The 17,376-nt window shown below is 71.4% G+C and carries 15 protein-coding genes; all 15 read right to left on the bottom strand.

Annotation, left to right across the window (positions count from 1 at the left end; genetic code table 11):
* Nucleotides 1-433 precede the first annotated feature (433 nt).
* The gene (locus ACQ9ZG_RS07160) at nt 434-1,573 is read right to left on the bottom strand and encodes a DivIVA domain-containing protein (protein ID WP_499280134.1); all 1,140 of its coding nucleotides are present in this window, start codon (nt 1,571-1,573) and stop codon (nt 434-436) included.
* Between the two features lie 49 nt (nt 1,574-1,622).
* Nucleotides 1,623-1,907: a YggT family protein gene (locus ACQ9ZG_RS07165; RefSeq protein ID WP_018486626.1), complete on the bottom strand. Its 285-nt coding sequence runs from the start codon at nt 1,905-1,907 to the stop codon at nt 1,623-1,625.
* 90 nt (nt 1,908-1,997) lie between these two features.
* The gene (locus tag ACQ9ZG_RS07170) at nt 1,998-2,621 is read right to left on the bottom strand and encodes a cell division protein SepF (protein WP_019764749.1); all 624 of its coding nucleotides are present in this window, start codon (nt 2,619-2,621) and stop codon (nt 1,998-2,000) included.
* Nucleotides 2,622-2,747: 126 nt separating this feature from the next.
* Nucleotides 2,748-3,467, bottom strand: a complete 720-nt coding sequence (locus ACQ9ZG_RS07175) for a YggS family pyridoxal phosphate-dependent enzyme (RefSeq protein WP_109917208.1) — start codon at nt 3,465-3,467, stop codon at nt 2,748-2,750.
* 6 nt (nt 3,468-3,473) lie between these two features.
* A complete protein-coding gene (gene pgeF, locus ACQ9ZG_RS07180) occupies nt 3,474-4,214 on the bottom strand; it encodes a peptidoglycan editing factor PgeF (RefSeq protein WP_018486629.1) in 741 nt (246 codons plus the stop codon).
* Nucleotides 4,211-5,434 carry a cell division protein FtsZ gene (gene ftsZ / locus ACQ9ZG_RS07185; RefSeq protein WP_028415623.1) on the bottom strand — a complete coding sequence of 408 codons (1,224 nt, stop codon included), beginning with the start codon at nt 5,432-5,434 and terminating at the stop codon, nt 4,211-4,213. Before ftsZ ends, pgeF begins: the two co-directional genes overlap by 4 nt.
* A gap of 276 nt (nt 5,435-5,710) precedes the next feature.
* The gene (locus ACQ9ZG_RS07190; RefSeq protein WP_028415622.1) at nt 5,711-6,505 is read right to left on the bottom strand and encodes a cell division protein FtsQ/DivIB; all 795 of its coding nucleotides are present in this window, start codon (nt 6,503-6,505) and stop codon (nt 5,711-5,713) included.
* Between the two features lie 62 nt (nt 6,506-6,567).
* A complete protein-coding gene (gene murG, locus ACQ9ZG_RS07195) occupies nt 6,568-7,656 on the bottom strand; it encodes an undecaprenyldiphospho-muramoylpentapeptide beta-N-acetylglucosaminyltransferase (protein ID WP_028415621.1) in 1,089 nt (362 codons plus the stop codon).
* Nucleotides 7,657-7,662: 6 nt separating this feature from the next.
* Nucleotides 7,663-8,994 (bottom strand): putative lipid II flippase FtsW, encoded by a 1,332-nt coding sequence (gene ftsW / locus ACQ9ZG_RS07200; RefSeq protein ID WP_109915279.1) that lies wholly within the window; start codon nt 8,992-8,994, stop codon nt 7,663-7,665.
* Nucleotides 8,995-9,055: 61 nt separating this feature from the next.
* On the bottom strand, nt 9,056-10,498 hold the full coding sequence (gene murD, locus ACQ9ZG_RS07205) for a UDP-N-acetylmuramoyl-L-alanine--D-glutamate ligase (protein WP_181398224.1): 1,443 nt from the start codon (nt 10,496-10,498) through the stop codon (nt 9,056-9,058).
* Nucleotides 10,480-11,550: a phospho-N-acetylmuramoyl-pentapeptide-transferase gene (gene mraY, locus ACQ9ZG_RS07210; protein WP_109915277.1), complete on the bottom strand. Its 1,071-nt coding sequence runs from the start codon at nt 11,548-11,550 to the stop codon at nt 10,480-10,482. The genes murD and mraY overlap by 19 nt, the downstream gene beginning before the upstream one ends.
* On the bottom strand, nt 11,547-12,968 hold the full coding sequence (locus tag ACQ9ZG_RS07215) for a UDP-N-acetylmuramoyl-tripeptide--D-alanyl-D-alanine ligase (RefSeq protein WP_109915276.1): 1,422 nt from the start codon (nt 12,966-12,968) through the stop codon (nt 11,547-11,549). Before ACQ9ZG_RS07215 ends, mraY begins: the two co-directional genes overlap by 4 nt.
* A gap of 4 nt (nt 12,969-12,972) precedes the next feature.
* Nucleotides 12,973-14,691, bottom strand: a complete 1,719-nt coding sequence (locus ACQ9ZG_RS07220; protein ID WP_499280136.1) for a UDP-N-acetylmuramoyl-L-alanyl-D-glutamate--2,6-diaminopimelate ligase — start codon at nt 14,689-14,691, stop codon at nt 12,973-12,975.
* Between the two features lie 40 nt (nt 14,692-14,731).
* Nucleotides 14,732-16,714, bottom strand: coding sequence for a peptidoglycan D,D-transpeptidase FtsI family protein (locus ACQ9ZG_RS07225; RefSeq protein ID WP_499280137.1), 1,983 nt, complete (start codon nt 16,712-16,714; stop codon nt 14,732-14,734).
* A gap of 4 nt (nt 16,715-16,718) precedes the next feature.
* Nucleotides 16,719-17,369 (bottom strand): cell division protein FtsL, encoded by a 651-nt coding sequence (gene ftsL, locus ACQ9ZG_RS07230; protein ID WP_499280139.1) that lies wholly within the window; start codon nt 17,367-17,369, stop codon nt 16,719-16,721.
* Nucleotides 17,370-17,376: the final 7 nt, after the last annotated feature.

Genomic DNA, 17,376 nt, shown 5'->3' on the forward strand with positions numbered 1-17,376 from the left:
GAACCCCCGCGCCTCAAACGCCGGCGGGGCTGGGAAAGACGGCCTCAAGCGCCGGACGGGCTGGCTTGGCCCTCCCGCACCCATGAGGCCGAGGTCAGGCCTGTTCAGCCCCACCGGCGCTTGAGGCGCGGGGGCCGGGGCAAAGCCCGCCTCCTTCAGCCCCGCCGGCGTTTGAGGCGCGGGGTCCGGGGCGGAGCCCTTAAATCCAGCCTGCCCGGCGCTTGAGGGCAAAGGGGGCCCGGGGCAGCACCCCGGTTTCGGGAAGGGGCGGGCAGGGGAACAGCCCGCCGCAGGCGCACCCCGCCCACGCCCACCCCACCGGCCCCCGGCCAACGGCCCCCGCCCACGGCAAAGGGCCGGGCCCCGGGGAAAACCCCGGGGCCCGGCCCTGACTGCCGACGCTACGCGCACGCGCTCAGCGAGCGCGCCCCGCTCAGTTGTCGTCCTCGTCGATCAGGAACCCGCGCATCGGCGACGGCGCCTGCTGCATCGGCTGCGGCGCCTGCGGCCGCACCGGCGCCATCGGCTGCGTCATCGCGGGCGACATCTGCTGCTGCCCACCGTAGGAGGGCGCACCGCCCATGGACGGGCCGCCCATCTGCTGGCCGCCGTGGCCACCGTGGTTGGAGCTGCCCATGGAGTGACCCATCGCACCCGCACCGGCCGGAGCCAGCGAGGGCGACGGCGGCAGCGAAGCGGCGGCCGGCGTCCGCGGCGGGGCGAGCGAGTCGTCCGCCTGGGTCTCCAGCTGACGCAGCTGGCTCTCCAGGTACGACTTCAGCCGCGTGCGGTACTCGCGCTCGAAGCCGCGCAGGTCCTCGACCTTGCGCTCCAGCGTCGCGCGGGCCGACTCCAGGGAGCCCATCGCCACGCGGTGCTTCTCCTGCGCGTCCCGCTCCAGGGCGTCGGCCTTGGCGCGCGCGTCGCGCTCCAGACCCTCGGCCCGGCTCCGCGCCTCGCCGACGATCTTGTTGGCCTCGGAACGGGCCTCCGCGATCGCCTGGTCGGCGGTCTGCTGGGCGAGCGAGAGGACACGGGCGGCGCTGTCGCCACCGGGACCCTGACCCTGCTGCTGCATCTGCGGCTGCTGCATCTGCTGCATCTGCTGCTGGGGGTGCTGACCCATGGGGCCGCCCATCGGGCCACCCATGGGGCCGCCCTGCATCGGGCCGGGGCCGTGCGGACCCTGCGGGCCGCCGTGACCCTGGGGGCCGTGACCGCTGGGACCGGCGGGCAGCTGCGGCGCGCCGCCGGGCAGCTGGGGCGGACCCATCTGCGGGGGCTGCTGCTGCTGTGGCGGTCCGGATATGGCGGCGGGCACGGGAGCGCCGGGCCGGTCCTGCTGCTCCGGGGGCTTGCGCATGCCCTGCTGCTGTTGCTGCTGCTGGTTCTGCGCGGCGGCGCGCGTCGCGGCGGCCAGCTTGGCGCGCAGGTCCTCGTTCTCGCGGAGCAGACGGGTCAGCTCGGCTTCGACCTCGTCGAGAAAGGCATCGACCTCGTCCTCGTCATAGCCTTCTCGGAGGCGGACGGTCGTGAACTGCTTGTTCCGCACGTCCTCGGGGGTCAACGGCATCTCTTCTTCACCTCTACGTAGTCGTCGGCAGTCGGCAAGACCGTATCGCTCACAACCGGATCACAACGCTGATCAGGATGTAGACGATGATCATCAGAACGAAGAAGGACAGGTCGAGTGCCACGCCCCCGAGACGCAGCGGCGGGATGAACCGCCGCAGAAGCTTGAGCGGTGGATCGGTGACAGTGTAGGTGGCCTCCAGAACGACCACCATCGCCTTGCCGGGTTGCCATGAACGTGCGAACTGGAAGACGTAGTCCATGACGAGCCGGAAGATCAGCACGATGAGGAAACACATCAGCGCGATATAGACCACATCCAGTGCGACGCCCATGTCCCGCGCTTCCCTCTCCCCTGGCTCTCGTAGCTCCGGCCTCGTGGCCGGTTCCGGCCTTGCGGCCGGGTTGTTCCCGGTGTCGTGTTCTCAGCTCTGGTTGAAGAATCCGCCCTCTGCGATGCGGGCCTTGTCCTCCGCCGTGACATCGACGTTAGCAGGCGACAACAGGAACACCTTCTGCGTCACGCGTTCAATGCTGCCATGGAGCCCGAAGACGAGTCCTGCGGCAAAGTCGACAAGTCGCTTCGCGTCCGTATCGTCCATCTCCGTGAGGTTCATGATCACCGGAGTGCCCTCGCGGAAGTGTTCCCCGATGGTACGGGCCTCGTTGTAGGTCCGGGGGTGCAGTGTGGTGATGCGGTAGGGCTCCCGCTCGGACACGACCTTGGGCATGATCACCGGTGCGTTCTTCTCCATGTTCGGACGTTCAGGTGTGATGGACGCCACGGGGGCGATTCGGGCGGGTCGCCCGCTTTCCGCGGGGAGCTGAACCGGCTCGCGCGGGGCGGGAGGCTGCACCACCCGTACCGGTTCGTCCCTTTCGCGCTCCCGCTCGCGCTCGCGTTCCACCTGGTGCGGGGGCTGGTGCCGACGCCGCTCGGGCTCCGGCTCGGGCTCGAAGTCGTCATCGGGGTCGAAGCCCCGGCCGTCGTACCCATCGTCCTCCACGAGGCCGAGGTAGACCGCCATCTTGCGCATCGCGCCGGCCATTCTCTGAGTCCCTCCGCTCTGTGGTGGATCGGCATTCGTCACCAAGTGCCAGCGATCCACGATGGCCTACCCGTTGTGCTGGGGAATGACCATATTTTCTGCTGTGGTCCGACCTGCTTCGCGACGTTACCCGAGCGCGGGTCGGACTCCGAGTACCGCCGTACCGACGCGTACATGTGTCGCTCCGGCCGCCACCGCGTCCTCCAGATCCCCGCTCATCCCCGCGGAGACCATGTTCGCAGCCGGATGAGCGGCGCGCAGGCGGGTGGAGAATTCCATCAGCCGGTCGAACGCGGCCCGTTGCCTGCCGGCAAACGGTCCGGCCAGCGGGGCCACGGTCATCAGACCGTCCAGCCGCAGTCCGTCGGCCGCGTCGACCGCGGCCGCCAACTCCTCGATCCCGTCCGGCCCGACCCCGCCCCGCTCACCGCGCTCCCCGCTCTCCGCGTCCAGGGCGACCTGGATCAGACAGCCGAGTTCGCGCCCGGCCCGGACAGCGGCAGACGAGAGGGCGGTGACCAGCTTGATCCGGTCCACCGACTGCACGACATCGGCATAACCCGTCACAGAACGAACCTTGTTCGTCTGGAGTTGTCCGACAAAGTGCCATGTCAGGGAAAGATCCGCACAAGCGGCGGCTTTCGGTGCCGCGTCCTGGTCACGGTTCTCGGCGACATGACGCACACCCAGTCCGTGCAGGATCCGCACGTCGCTCGCGGGGTAGGTCTTGGTGACCACGATCAGGGTCACCTCCTCGCGCTTGCGGCCGGCCGCGGCACAGGCGGAGGTGATCCTTTCCTCCACCTGTGCGAGATTCGCCGCGAGTTGAGCCTTACGGTCCGTCATGCCCTATCAGTCCAACCAGACATATCCGGCGAGCCGCCCGGTGGTGCGGTCGCGGCGGTACGAGAAGTGATCGCCCGATTCACGGGTGCAGACCGGTGAACGGTGCAGGTCACTCACCCCGAGGGCGGCGAGCTGGGCGTGGACTCCGCCGGTGACGTCCACCGCGGGGGTCCCCCAGCTGGTCTCGGCCCAGGTGCCGGGGACCGCTTCCGCGACCTCGGCCCGCATCTCCGCCGGCACTTCGTAGCACCGTCCGCAGACGGCCGGTCCGGTGCGGGCGGTGATCCGGGAGGGGCGTGCGCCCAGCGCGGTCATGGCCTCGACCACCGCCGGAACGACTCCGGCGACCAGCCCCGGCCGCCCGGCGTGCGCCGCCCCGACGACTCCGGCGACCGGCTCGACCAGGAGGACGGGGGTGCAGTCGGCGGTGAGGACGGCGAGTGCCAGTCCGCGCCGCGTGGTCACCAGTGCGTCCACGGCCGGGATCTCCGCGTCCGCGCCCCAGGGTCCGTCGACCACCGCCACGTCCCGGCCGTGCACCTGGTTCATCCAGACGACCGAGGCCGGGTCGAGGCCGAGGCCGCGGGCCGCGCGCTCGCGGTTCGCGCCGACGGCGGCGGGGTCGTCACCGACCGCGCCGCCGAGGTTGAGTTCACCGTACGGAGCGGCGCTCACCCCGCCCCACCGGTCGGTGAAGGCGAAATGAGCGCTGCCCGTGGCGGAGTCCGCCGGATGCCGGGTTATCACTTCAAGAAGTCCGGTACGTCCAGCTCTTCGGCCTGGGTGTCCTGGTAGGGACGGGCCGGCGGGACGTGCGGCGGGGAGACCGGCGAGAGCGGGCTCTCGTTCGCGGCCGACGCGGGAGCGGGCTCGGCCGGGGCCGGGGTCTCCTCGCGCGGCGGCACCGAACCGAGTCCGCCCGTCGGGCGCGCGGGTTCGGGGGCGGGCCTGGCCGGGGCGGCCGGCTCCTCCCTCTTGTTCGTGCTGGCGCCGAGGGAGCCGTCGCGCCGGGCCGGCGGCTGTCCGCCGTCGAACCCTGCCGCGATCACGGTGACCCGGACCTCGTCACCGAGGGCGTCGTCGATGACGGCACCGAAGATGATGTTGGCCTCGGGGTGGGCCGCCTCGCTCACCAGCTGGGCGGCCTCGTTGATCTCGAAGAGACCGAGGTCGCTGCCGCCGGAGATGGAGAGCAGGACGCCCCGGGCGCCGTCGATGGACGCCTCCAGCAGCGGCGAGGAGATCGCCATCTCCGCCGCCGCGACCGCGCGGTCGTCGCCGCGCGCCGAGCCGATGCCCATGAGCGCCGATCCGGCCTCGGACATGACCGACTTGACGTCGGCGAAGTCCAGGTTGATCAGGCCCGGGGTGGTGATCAGATCCGTGATGCCCTGGACACCCGAGAGCAGGACCTGGTCGGCCGACTTGAAGGCGTCGAGCACGCTGACCTGGCGGTCCGAGATGGACAGCAGCCGGTCGTTGGGGATGACGATGAGGGTGTCGACCTCTTCGCGGAGTTCGGCGATGCCGTCCTCCGCCTGGTTGGCGCGTCGCCGGCCCTCGAAGGTGAACGGGCGGGTGACCACACCGATCGTCAGGGCGCCCAGCGAGCGCGCGATGTTGGCGACGACGGGTGCGCCGCCGGTGCCGGTGCCGCCGCCTTCGCCGGCGGTGACGAAGACCATGTCGGCCCCCTTGAGGACCTCCTCGATCTCCTCACGGTGGTCCTCTGCCGCCTTACGACCGACGGCCGGGTTCGCCCCGGCGCCGAGGCCCCGGGTGAGTTCGCGGCCGACGTCGAGCTTGACGTCGGCGTCGCTCATCAACAGGGCCTGTGCGTCCGTGTTGATCGCGATGAACTCGACGCCCTTGAGGCCGACCTCGATCATTCGGTTGATGGCATTGACACCACCGCCGCCGACACCGATGACCTTGATGACTGCGAGGTAGTTCTGCGGTGCTGCCACGTCGAAGGCCTCTCGCCTCGAGTTACGTGTCGTCGCTCGGCGGGTGATCCGCGGCGACGACTGATGTCGATGGGGACGGTCCGAACGCCGACCCAAACCCTAACGTTCAAGTTTAGGGTTACCAGTGTGTCTGCTTCCTGGACTCTTCCGAACAGGACACTAAGTCGACAAGTGGCGCCCGTTCAACGAACACGCCGAACCTCCCGTTTTTCTTTTCACCCTATGTGATCACCCGTAGCGCTGACCAACCAGGGTGCTGGCCAGCACAAATGCACGTCAACTCGCTGATACCGCCGGGGCGGTGGGGGCACTCACGTCGAAGTGTCCCGCTTTGGGGGCGGCCTTCATGAGAGCGGTGAGCACCCGGGCCTTCACCGGCCCGTCCTCACTGCTGCCCCAGGTCACCACCCGGTCCCGGGTGAGCCGCAAGGAGATCGCGTCGTACGAGGTGACCCGTACGGCCTCGGTGTCCTTGGCGGCGCCCTCGGGCAGTTCACCCACCACCTGGACGGCTTCCGCCAGCAGGCGGTCGCCGCCGAACCGGCGCAGACTCGCCGACTCGGCGGGGGCCAGCTCCAGTACGGGTACACCCTTCGGCGCGCGGTCCACCGTGGCGAATCGGGCGCCCGTGGCGTCCACTTCGACGAACTTCGCACCCTTTTCGAGCAGCAGGACCGGCCTGCGTTCGGTCACCTTAAGACGGATGCCGTGCGGCCAGGACCGTACGACATCCACTCTGTCGATACGAGGCAACTTCTGGCCCAACCGGGCTTCCATGGCATCGGTGTCCACGGAGATCAGCGGCGCCCCGACCGGCACGGCGGCGACCGCTTCCACCTCCTCGCGGGTCAGCACGCGCAGACCGGAGGTGGAGACGCTCTCGACGCGGAGCCAGGAGGAGCCGTAGAGCGCCCAGACGGCGAACGCGGTGAGCAGGGCCGCCGCGAGGCCGATCAGGAGGGCCAGCGTGCGACGGCCGATCCGGCGCCCCTCGGGGCCCGGGTGCGGCGGGCGGGCGGGGGCGTCCGCGCGCCCCGTTGTGCCGCGCTGGGCGGTCGTCGGTCCGGCCACGCTCGCTCCTTCGCCGGACCCGGGGCTCCCGCCCCGGGTCCGCACCGCCTGGCGCCGCACGCCTACCGGCGTGAGGCGATCGCTTCGTACACCATGCCGACGAGCAGGTCGTCGGCGTCCCGCCTGCCGAACTCGGCGGCCGCACGGGACATTTCGTACAGCCGGTGCGGGTCCGACAGCACCGGCAGGACGTTGGACTGCACCCACTCCGGGGTCAGCGCCGCGTCGTCCACCAGCAGTCCGCCGCCCGCGTTGACCACCGGCTGGGCGTTCAGCCGCTGTTCGCCGTTGCCGATGGGCAATGGGACGTAGGCGGCGGGGAGCCCGACGGCGGAGAGTTCGGCGACGGTCATCGCGCCCGCGCGGCAGAGCATCATGTCGGCCGCGGCGTACGCGAGGTCCATCCGGTCCACGTACGGTACCGGGATGTACGGCGGCATCCCGGGCATGTTGTCGATCCGCGGCAATTCGTTCTTCGGGCCGACCACATGGAGGATCTGGATCCCGGAGCGCTGGAGCAGCGGCGCGACCCGCTGGACGACCTCGTTGAGGTGGCGGGCGCCCTGCGAGCCGCCGGAGACCAGCAGCGTGGGCAGGTTGGGGTCGAGGCCGAAGGCGGCGCGGGCCTCCGGGCGCACCCGGGCCCGGTCCAGGGTGGCGATGGTGCGGCGCAGCGGGATGCCGATGTAGCGGGCGTCGCGCAGCTTGCTGTCCGGCGTGGAGACGGCGACCCCGTGGGCGTACCGCGAGCCGATCTTGTTGGCGAGCCCCGGACGGGCGTTGGCCTCGTGGACCACGATCGGCACGCCGACGCGCTTGGCGGCGAGATAGCCGGGCAGCGCGACGTAGCCGCCGAAGCCGACCACGCAGTCCGCCTTGGTGCGCTCCAGGATCTGCTCGGCGGCCTTGATGGTGCCGCGCAGCCGCCCCGGCACGGTGATCAGCTCGGGGGTGGGCTTACGGGGCAGGGGGACGGCCGGGATGAGCGCCAGCTCGTATCCCCGCTCGGGTACGAGCCTGGTCTCCAGGCCGCGTTCCGTGCCGAGGGCCGTGATTCCCACGGTCGGGTCCTGCCTGCGCAGGGCGTCTGCGAGGGCAAGCGCGGGCTCGATGTGTCCGGCGGTCCCCCCGCCGGCGAGTACGACATGCACCGAAATTCACCGCTCTCCGGACGGACGCTTCGTGATGCGCCGTCTCATCGTCTTCCATCTCACCCCGGGCCTCCGCATGGCCAGGGCCGCCTTCGCGGCGGGATCGTCCCGCGCGAAGGCGATCATGAGCCCGACCGCGAACATCGTCGGCAGCAGGGCGGACCCTCCGTAGGAGAACAGCGGGAGCGGGACACCGGCGATCGGCAGCAGGCCGAGCACCGCACCGATGTTGATCACGGCCTGGGCCATGATCCAGGTGGTCACGCCTCCCGCGGCAAACCTCACGAAGGGGTCCTCCGTGCGTCCGGCCACGCGGATACCCGCATAGCCTAGAGCCGCGAAGAGGGCGAGCACGGACAGCGTCCCCGCCAGACCCAGTTCCTCACCGGTGATCGCGAAGATGAAGTCGGTGTGGGGTTCCGGGAGTTGGCCCCATTTTTCCACACTCGCACCGAGCCCGGAACCGAACCATCCGCCGGAGGCCAGAGCGTAGATTCCGTGCGCGGCCTGCCAGCAGCCGTCGTCCGGGTCGGGTTCGCCGATGATGCCCATGCAGGAGAGCCGGGACATCCGGTTGGGGCTGGTCCAGATCAGCAGGAACGCGATGGCGGCGGCGAAGCCGAGCACTCCGGCGAAGAGCCGGGTGGGGGCGCCGGCCAGCCAGAGCAGCCCGAAGAGGATCGCCGTGAGGATGATTGCGGTGCCCATGTCGCCGCCCAGCATGATCAGCCCGAGGAGCATGAAGGCGACCGGGACGAGCGGGACGAGCATGTGCTTCCACTGCGTCAGCAGCCGCTTGTCCTGCTTGCGGGCGAGCAGGTCGGCGCCCCACAGGATGAGTGCGAGCTTGCCGAACTCGCTGGGCTGGATCTGGAACGGGCCGCCCAGGTAGAGCCAGTTCTGGTTGCCGTTGACCGACATCCCTATCCCCGGCACCTGTACCAGGACCATCAGGAAGACGGTGACCATGAGCATCGGGTAGGCCAGGGCGCGGTGGAGCTTCACCGGCATCCGGGAGGCGATCAGCATGAGCGTGCCCCCGATGACGGCGGCGACGAACTGCTTGCCGAAGAAGTACGTCGACGGCTTGTCGATGCTCAACGCCTTGATCATCGAGGCGGAGTAGACCATCACGAGGCCGAGCACGGTGATCAGGAGGCTGGCGCCGAGGATCACGTAATAGGCGGTCAGAGGCCGGTCCCAGGCCCTGCGTGCCTGCTCGTAGAGGCCTCGTACACCGCTGCCGCGCCGGGGGCGGGAGGGCCGGGAGCCGCGCCCCGCACCACGGGGTGGTGCGGGGCGCCGACTGCGTACGGCGGAGCTCTTCTCGGCCGGCATTGTCGCTGTCCCCTCCACTGCTCGTGCCCGGGGGCTCGACCCCGGCGCTGAGCCCGGTCGGTCAGGCGCTCTTCTCGGCGTGTGCGCGGACCGCGTCCGCGAACGCCTCGCCCCGCTTGTTGTAGTTGGTGAACATGTCCATCGAGGCGCAGGCCGGGGCCAGCAGTACCGTATCGCCCGGCCGGGCGAGCCGGGCGGCGTGCTCGACCGCCTCGGCCATGGCCCCAGTGTCGGTGCGGTCGAGGTCGACCACCGGGACTTCCGGGGCGTGTCGCGTCAGGGCTTCGCGGATCAGCGCGCGGTCGGCGCCCATCAGCACGACCCCGCGCAGCCGCTTCGCCGCACCGGTGACCAGCCCGTCGAAGGTGGCTCCCTTGGCGAGTCCGCCGGCGATCCAGACGATGGAGTCGTAGGCGGCGAGGGAGGCCTCGGTGGCGTGGGTGTTGGTGGCCTTGGAGTCGTCGACGTAGGCCACCTCCCCGATGTCCGCGACGTGTTCGATGCGGTGGGCGTCGGGGCGGAAGGCGCGCAGCCCGTCCCGTACGGCGGCCGGTTCCACGCCGAAGGCGCGGGCGAGGGCGGCGGCGGCGAGGGCGTTGGCGATGTTGTGCGGGGCCGGCGGGTCGACGTCGGAGACCTCGGCCAGCTCCTGGGCCTGCTTCTGCCGGTTGGCCACGAAGGCCCGGTCGACGAGGATGCCGTCGACCACACCGAGCTGCGAGGGGCCGGGCGTTCCGAGGGTGAAGCCGATGGCGCGGCAGCCCTCCTCGACGTCGGCCTCGCGGACCAGCTCCTCGGTGGCGGGGTCGGCCGCGTTGTAGACGCAGGCGACCGTGTTGCCCTCGTAGACCCGGCCCTTGTCGGCCGCGTACGCCTCCATCGAGCCGTGCCAGTCGAGGTGGTCCGGGGCGAGGTTGAGGACGGCGGCGGAGTGGGCGCGCAGGGAGGGCGCCCAGTGCAGCTGGTAGCTGGAGAGTTCGACGGCGAGGACGTCGTACTCCTGCTCGCCGAGCACCGCGTCCAGCAGCGATACGCCGATGTTGCCGACCGCGGCGGTGCGCAGCCCGGCCGCCTCCAGGATCGAGGCCAGCATCCGTACGGTGGTGGTCTTGCCGTTGGTGCCGGTGACGGCGAGCCAGGGGGCGGCCGGGCAGCCGTTCGTCCCGCGCAGCCGCCAGGCGAGTTCGACGTCGCCCCAGATGTCGACGCCCGCCTCGGCGGCAGCCAGGAAGAGCGGTTTGTCCGGCTGCCAGCCGGGGGCGGTGACGACGAGTTCCGTGGACGGCGGCAGGGTGGCGCCGTCGCCGAGGCGCACGGTGATGCCGAGCGCCTCCAGTTCGGCGGCCTGCGCGCGGGCGCGTTCGTCGTCGCCGTCGTTGACGACGGTGACGATCGCGCCGCGTTCGTGCAGGGCGCGGGCCGCGGGGATGCCGCTGACGCCGAGTCCGGCGACGGTGACGTGCTTGCCCTGCCAGTCCACGGTGCTCACTTCTTGGCTGCCCATCCCGCGTAGAAGAGGCCGAGGCCGACGATCACGCACATGCCCTGGATGATCCAGAAGCGGACCACGACAAGGACTTCGGACCACCCCTTGAGTTCGAAGTGGTGCTGGAGCGGTGCCATCCGGAAGACCCGCTTGCCGGTCATCTTGAACGAACCGACCTGGATGACCACGGACATGGTGATCATCACGAAGAGGCCGCCGAGGATGGCGAGCAGGAACTCGGTGCGGGAGAGGATCGCGAGACCGGCGAGGGCGCCGCCGAGGGCGAGCGAACCGGTGTCGCCCATGAAGATCTTGGCGGGCGAGGTGTTCCACCACAGGAAGCCGAAGCAGGCGCCCATCAGGGCCGAGGCGACGACGGCGAGGTCGAGTGGGTCGCGTACCTCGAAACAGGCGCTGGGGTTGGTCAGGTTGTCCGCGAAGGCGCAGGACTCCTGGAACTGCCAGAGGCCGATGAAGGTGTAGGCGCCGAAGACCATCACCGAGGCGCCGGTGGCCAGGCCGTCCAGGCCGTCCGTGAGGTTCACGCCGTTGGACATGGCGAGGATCATGAACAGCGCCCAGACGCAGAACAGCACCGGGCCGATCGACCAGCCGAAGTCCTCCACGAAGGAGAGCCGGGTGGAGGCCGGGGTGTTGCCCCGGGAGTCGGCGAACTGGAGCGAGAGCACCGCGAAGGCGATGCCGACGATCAGCTGGCCGGCCATCTTCGCCTTGGCCCGCAGACCGAGCGAACGCTGCTTGACGATCTTGATGTAGTCGTCGAGGAAGCCGACGAGGCCCATCCCGGCCATCAGGAAGAGGACGAGGATCCCGGAGAAGCTCATCGGCTCGCCCGTGATGACCTTCGCGAGGAGGTACGCGAGGATCGTCGCCAGGATGAAGGCGATGCCGCCCATCGTGGGCGTGCCCTTCTTGCTGCCGTGCGTGCGCGGGCCGTCGTCCCGGATGAACTGCCCGTATCCCTTGCGGGCCAGCAGCTTGATCAGCAGCGGGGTACCGACCAGGGTCAGGAAGAGCCCGATGGCCCCCGCGAAGAGGATCTGCCTCATCGGCCGGCGACCTCGCCCTCGGTCGCGTTCTCCAGCAGTGCCTGGGCGACCTTCTCCAGGCCGACCGACCGGGACGCCTTCACCAGCACGACGTCTCCCGGGCGCAGTTCACTGCGCAACAGGTCGACGGCCGCCTGTGCGTCGGACACGTGCACCGACTCCTCACCCCACGAACCCTCGTTATATGCGCCCAGTTGCAGCCAGGAGGCTTCTCTGCCCCCGACAGCGACGAGCTTGCTGACGTTGAGCCGGACGGCGAGCCGTCCGACCGCGTCGTGCTCGGCGAGCGACGCGTCACCGAGCTCGGCCATCTGACCGAGCACCGCCCAGGTGCGCCCCCCGTCGGCCGCTCGGGCCTGGCCCATGGCAGCCAGCGCACGCAGTGCGGCTCTCATGGATTCGGGGTTCGCGTTGTAGGCGTCGTTGACGACCGTCACACCGTCCGCGCGCTCGGTGACCTCCATGCGCCAGCGGGAGAGGGTGCCCGCCTCCGAGAGCGCCTCGGCGATCTCGGTCACGGACATGCCCAACTCATGGGCGACGGCGGCCGCGGCGAGCGCGTTCGACACGTGGTGCTCACCGTACAGGCGCAAGGTCACGTCGCTGCACCCGGTGGGTGTGTGGAGCTGGAAAGCGGCCCGCCCGTCGGGGGTCATCCGGACCTTCTCGCCCCGTACGTCCGCTTCCGGGGCTTCTCCGAAGAGCAGGACGCGGGCCCTGGTGCGCGAAGCCATCGCGCGTACGAGGTGGTCGTCGGCGTTGAGCACGGCGCAGCCGTCCTCGGGGAGCGCCTCGACCAGCTCGCCCTTGGCCTGGGCGATCGCCTCGCGGCTGCCGAACTCCCCGAGGTGGGCGGAGCCGACGTTGAGGACCAGGCCGATGCGGGGCGGGGTGAGCTCGGCCAGGTAGCGGATGTGCCCGATGCCGCGCGCGCCCATCTCCAGGACCAGGTGCTGGGTCTCGGAGGTGGCGCTCAGGGCGGTGAGCGGCAGGCCGATCTCGTTGTTGAGGGAGCCCGGCGTCCAGACCGTGGGGGCCTTGCGCTGCAGGAGCTGCGCGATGAGGTCCTTGGTGGACGTCTTGCCCGCGGAGCCGGTGAGCGCGACGACGGTGGTGCCGAGGCGTTCGACGACGGTACGGGCGAGGGCGCCGAGCGCGCCGACGACGTCGTCCACGACGATCGCCGGAACGCCGACGGGACGGGCGGCCAGGACGGCTGCCGCGCCCGCCTCGACGGCGCGCTGGGCGTAGTCGTGGCCGTCCACCCGTTCGCCGGCGAACGCGGCGAACAGGCTGCCGGGCGCGACCTCGCGGGAGTCGATGACGACGGGGCCGGTGACGGTGACTGCCGGGTCCGGTATGTCGTGCGGCTGCCCGCCGACGATTCCGGCGATCTCGGCGAGGGAAAGGGTGATCACTTGGTCATCCCTGACTGTTGTTCTCGTGGTGAGAGGCGCGGGCCGGTGCGCCGGTGCGCCCCCGGGACCGCTCGATGGCGTCGTGCAGGACCTTGCGGTCGTCGAAGGGGCGTACGACCCCGTGGATGTCCTGGCCCTGTTCGTGGCCCTTGCCGGCGACGAGGACGGTGTCGCCCGGTTCGGCGCGGGCCACGGCGGCGGCGATGGCCGCGGCGCGGTCGGCGTCGACCAGGACGTCGCCGCGTTCGTGGACGGGGACCTCGGCGGCGCCGGAGAGCATCGCGGCGAGGATCGCGAGGGGGTCCTCGGAGCGGGGGTTGTCGGAGGTCAGGACGGCGGTGTCGGCGAGGCGGGCCGCGGCGGCGCCCATCGGGCCGCGCTTGGTGGTGTCGCGGTCGCCGCCGCAGCCGAGGACGATGTGCACCCGGCCCTCGGTGACCTTGCGCAGGGAGCGCAGGACGGATTCGACGGCGTCGGTCTTGTGCGCGTAGTCGACGACGGCGAGGTAGGGCTGTCCGGCGTCCACCCGCTCCAGCCGGCCCGGGACACCGGGGACGGCGGCGATGCCGTCGGCGGCGGTCTGCGGGTCGACGCCCGCGACGGCCAGGGTGACGATCGCGGCGAGGGTGTTGGCGACGTTGAACGGGCCGGGCAGCGGGGCGCGGGCGGTGATCCGCTCGCCCTGGGGGCCGACGACGGTGAAGGCGCTGTCCTGGGGGCCGACCTTGACGTCCTCGGCGTGCCAGTCGGCGTCCGGGTGGCCTTCGGCGGAGAAGGTGGTGACGGGGACGCCGGACTCGGTGACGAGCCTGCGGCCGTACTCGTCGTCGAAGTTGACCACGCCGCGGTGGCTGCGCTCGGGGGTGAAGAGCTGGGCCTTGGCCTGGAAGTAGTCCTCCATGCCGGAGTGGAACTCCATGTGCTCCGGGCTGAGGTTGTTGAAGACGGCGACGTCGAAGACGCAGCCGTCGACCCGGCCGAGCACGAGCGCGTGGCTGGAGACCTCCATGGCGACGGCCTCGACGCCGCGTTCGCGCATGACGGCGAAGAGGGCCTGGAGGTCGGTGGCCTCGGGGGTGGTGCGCTCGGACTTGATGCGCTCGTCACCGATGCGCATCTCGACGGTGCCGATGAGCCCGGTGGGGCGTCCGGCGGCGCGCAGTCCGCCCTCGACGAGGTACGCGGTGGTGGTCTTGCCGGAGGTTCCGGTGATGCCGATCTGGAGGAGGCCGATGCCGGGCCGTCCGTAGATGTCGGCGGCCAGCTCGCCCATGACGGCGCGCGGGTCCTCGGTGACCAGGACCGGCAGGCCGGTGGCGGCGGCGCGGTCGGCGCCGGCCGGGTCGGTGAGGACGGCGGCGGCGCCGAGGCCCGCGGCCTGGGCGGCGAAGTCGGCGCCGTGGAAGCGGGCGCCGGGCAGGGCCGCGTAGACGTCGCCGGGTCGCACGGCCCGCGAGTCGTGGGTGATGCCGGTGACCTCACCGGGTCCGGCCGCTTCGACGCCGAGCCGGTCGGCCAGCTCCGCGAGGGGGGTGGGCCGGAGCCGGTCCGGTCGGGGCGCTCCCGGGTAGGTCACAGGCGCGTCCTTCTGAGAGGTTTGGGACTGATCAGCGTGGGGCACGGCGGTGAGCGTACCGGGCCGGTGCGGGCTCTCGCGAAGCGAGGCACCGGGTCCCGGGAAGTTCTCGTTCCGGTTCCCGGGATCGGGGGTGATGGTTGTCACTGAGGGTTCCCTTGGGGGAGATGCTCGCGCATCCCCGTGTTCACTCGCCGGGTTTGAAGGACACCGGCAGCCGGGGCGGCTTGCTGCCGGACGGTGGGACCTGGAGCGTCTTGAGCGCGAACTCCATGACCTGCTTGTAGATCGGGCCGCAGATCTGGCCGCCGAAGTAGCTTCCCTTGGTGGGGTTCTGGATCGCGCAGTAGACGGTGATCTGCGGGTCGTCGGCCGGGGCGAACCCGGCGAAGGAGGCGGTGTAGCCCTTGTAGACGCCGCGGACCGGGTCGACCCGGTTGGCGGTGCCCGTCTTGCCCGCCACCCGGTAGCCGGGGATGGCGGCCTTGGTGCCGGTGCCCTCCTGGTCGTCGACGACGGACTCCAGCATGGCCGCCAGGGTCTTGGCGGTCTTCTCGCTGACCACCCGGGTCTCCTCGGGCGCGTCGGCGGGGGTGTAGCGGCCGTCGGCGCCCTTGGTGCCGCGGACGAGGGTGGGGGCGATGCGGACCCCGCCGTTGGCCACCGTGGAGTAGACGGAGGCGGCCTGGACGGCGTTGATGGAGAGCCCCTGGCCGAAGGGGATCGTGTACTGCTGCGAGGTCGACCAGTCCTTGGGGGGTGCCAGGAGGCCGGGCGACTCGCCGGGGTAGCCGAGGCCGGTCTTCTTGCCGAGGCCGAACTTCCGCAGGTAGTCGTGGAGCACCTGGTTGGACTCGGCCTGGGTCTCGCCGAGCTGACCGGTCGCCAGGATGGTGCCGATGTTGCTGGACTTGGCGAGGACCCCGTTGAGCGTGAGGTACCAGGTGGGGTGGTCGACGTCGTCCTTGAAGAGCCGGTCGCCGCGGTGCAGCCGGTTGGGGACGGTGACATGGGTGCCGGGCGTGGCGGCGCCCTCCTCCAGCACGGCGGCGATCGACATGACCTTGCTGGTGGAGCCGGGCTCGTAGACGTCCTGGAGGGCCGCGTTGCCGAGCGAGGCGGCGGTGGCCTGGGAGAGGTCGTTGGGGTCGTAGCCGGGGGCGTTGGCCATGGCCAGCAGCTCACCGGTACGGGTGTTCTGGACGATCACGTATCCGCGGTCGGCCTTGGACTTGGCGACCTGGTCGCTGATGGCCTTCTGGGCGGCCCACTGGATGTCGCGGTCGATGGTCAGCTCGATGTCGGAGCCGGGCACGGCCGGGATCTCGCTGCCTCCGGCGGTGGGCACGCGGCGGCCGCCGGACTGGGCGTAGCGGATCTTGCCGTCCTCGCCCGCGAGCTCCTCGTCCAGCTGTGATTCGAGTCCGCCGCCGCCCTTGCCGTCGGCGCTGACGAATCCCAGTATCCCGGCGGCGAGGTCCCCGTTGGGGTAGACCCGCTTGGTGGTCGGCTCCTGGAGGACCCCGGCCAGGACGTTGGCGCCGGTGCCGCCGTCGCGCTCGTCCTTCAGGGCCTTCTCCGCGAGGACGGCCTTGAGGTCCTTGATCTGCTTCCAGACCTGGGGCGTCTGCCGGTAGGCGAGCACGGTGTAGCGGCTCTTGGGGGTGGAGAGCTTCTTGACGAGCTCGTCGACGTCCTTGCCGAGGATCGGGGCGAGCAGGGCGGCGGCCTGCTGGGGCGCGTCGGGGGCCTTGCTCTCCTCGGGCGTGAACAGCTTCGGGTCGGCCGTGATGTTGTGCGCGTCGACGCTGGTGGCCAGGGCGACGCCCTTGCGGTCGGTGATCTCCCCGCGCTCGGCGGCGACCGTGTACTCCAGGTAGCGGTTCTTCTCGGCCTTGGCGGCGTACGCGGTGGCGTCGACGGCCTGGACCTGGAGGAGCCGGGCCACGAAGAGCAGCATGACGAGGGTGAGCCCGAGGCTGACGAGCCGGAGCCGGGGGCGCGCGCTGCCCAGGCGCAGGGTGCGGGGCGCGCGCCCGCGTGCGGTGGTGCGGCCGGGGGCGGGGCGGGGGCGGCGGGCCGGGGGGCGTGCGCCGGAGCGTCCGTTCGCCCCGTTACGGGGGTGCGCCGGGCCGGGTACGCGGCGGCGCGGCGGTTCCTTGGGCGGCACTGCGTCACCTGCCGGGGGTGGTCGGGGGCGGGGTCGGGGTCGCCGGGGGGTTCGCCGTGGCGCCCTGGGCCCGGGGCTCGGGGGGCGCTCCCGGTGAGGGGGTGGCGGCGGGCGCGTCGGCGTCCGGGGAGGCGCCCGGAGCGGCCGGGGGCGTGCCGTCGTCCGTCGCGTCGGCCTGCGCGCCGCCTGCGGGCGTCGCGCCGGGGCTCGGGGCGGCATCGGGGTCTGCGTCGGCGTCGGCACTCGGGCTGGGGCTGGGGCTGGGGCTGGGCGACGGGGGCGGGGCGGTGGCCGTCGTGGGGACCCCGCGGACCGTGCCGTCCGGATCGAGGAAGGCGGGGCTGCCGCCGGGGACCATGCCCAGCTCCCGGGCGCGGCGCTCCAGGGCGCCGGGCTGGGAGTAGCTGTCGACGTCGCGCTGGAGGGCCTGCTGCTCGTCGGTCAGCTCGGTGGTCTCCCGCTTGAGCTTGCTGAGCCTGAACGACCCTTCGTTGAGCGCCGAGTTCAGCAGGAGCAGGGTGATGAGCCCGCCGCCCAGCAGGAGCACGACCAGCAGGACGAAGGGGGTGCGGGCCGCGCTGCTGGGTCCCGTGGACGGCAGCATCCGGGCGAGCCGTCCGGCCCGCCCTTTCACCGGTGCGGCCGGCCTGCTCACCGCGCGC

Origin of the sequence: Streptomyces araujoniae (assembly GCF_050871195.1) — a bacterium.
Taxonomy (GTDB): Bacteria; Actinomycetota; Actinomycetes; order Streptomycetales; family Streptomycetaceae; genus Streptomyces; species Streptomyces bacillaris.

Bases quoted from the DNA above. Each gene is read 5' to 3' on its own strand.
- ACQ9ZG_RS07165 (WP_018486626.1), bottom strand. From the start codon at position 1,907: ATGGGCGTCGCACTGGATGTGGTCTATATCGCGCTGATGTGTTTCCTC.
- ACQ9ZG_RS07175 (WP_109917208.1), bottom strand. From the start codon at position 3,467: ATGACGGACCGTAAGGCTCAACTCGCGGCGAATCTCGCACAGGTGGAG.
- ACQ9ZG_RS07170 (WP_019764749.1), bottom strand. From the start codon at position 2,621: ATGGCCGGCGCGATGCGCAAGATGGCGGTCTACCTCGGCCTCGTGGAG.
- ftsW (WP_109915279.1), bottom strand. From the start codon at position 8,994: ATGCCGGCCGAGAAGAGCTCCGCCGTACGCAGTCGGCGCCCCGCACCA.
- ACQ9ZG_RS07160 (WP_499280134.1), bottom strand. From the start codon at position 1,573: ATGCCGTTGACCCCCGAGGACGTGCGGAACAAGCAGTTCACGACCGTC.
- mraY (WP_109915277.1), bottom strand. From the start codon at position 11,550: ATGAGGCAGATCCTCTTCGCGGGGGCCATCGGGCTCTTCCTGACCCTG.
- murD (WP_181398224.1), bottom strand. From the start codon at position 10,498: ATGGGCAGCCAAGAAGTGAGCACCGTGGACTGGCAGGGCAAGCACGTC.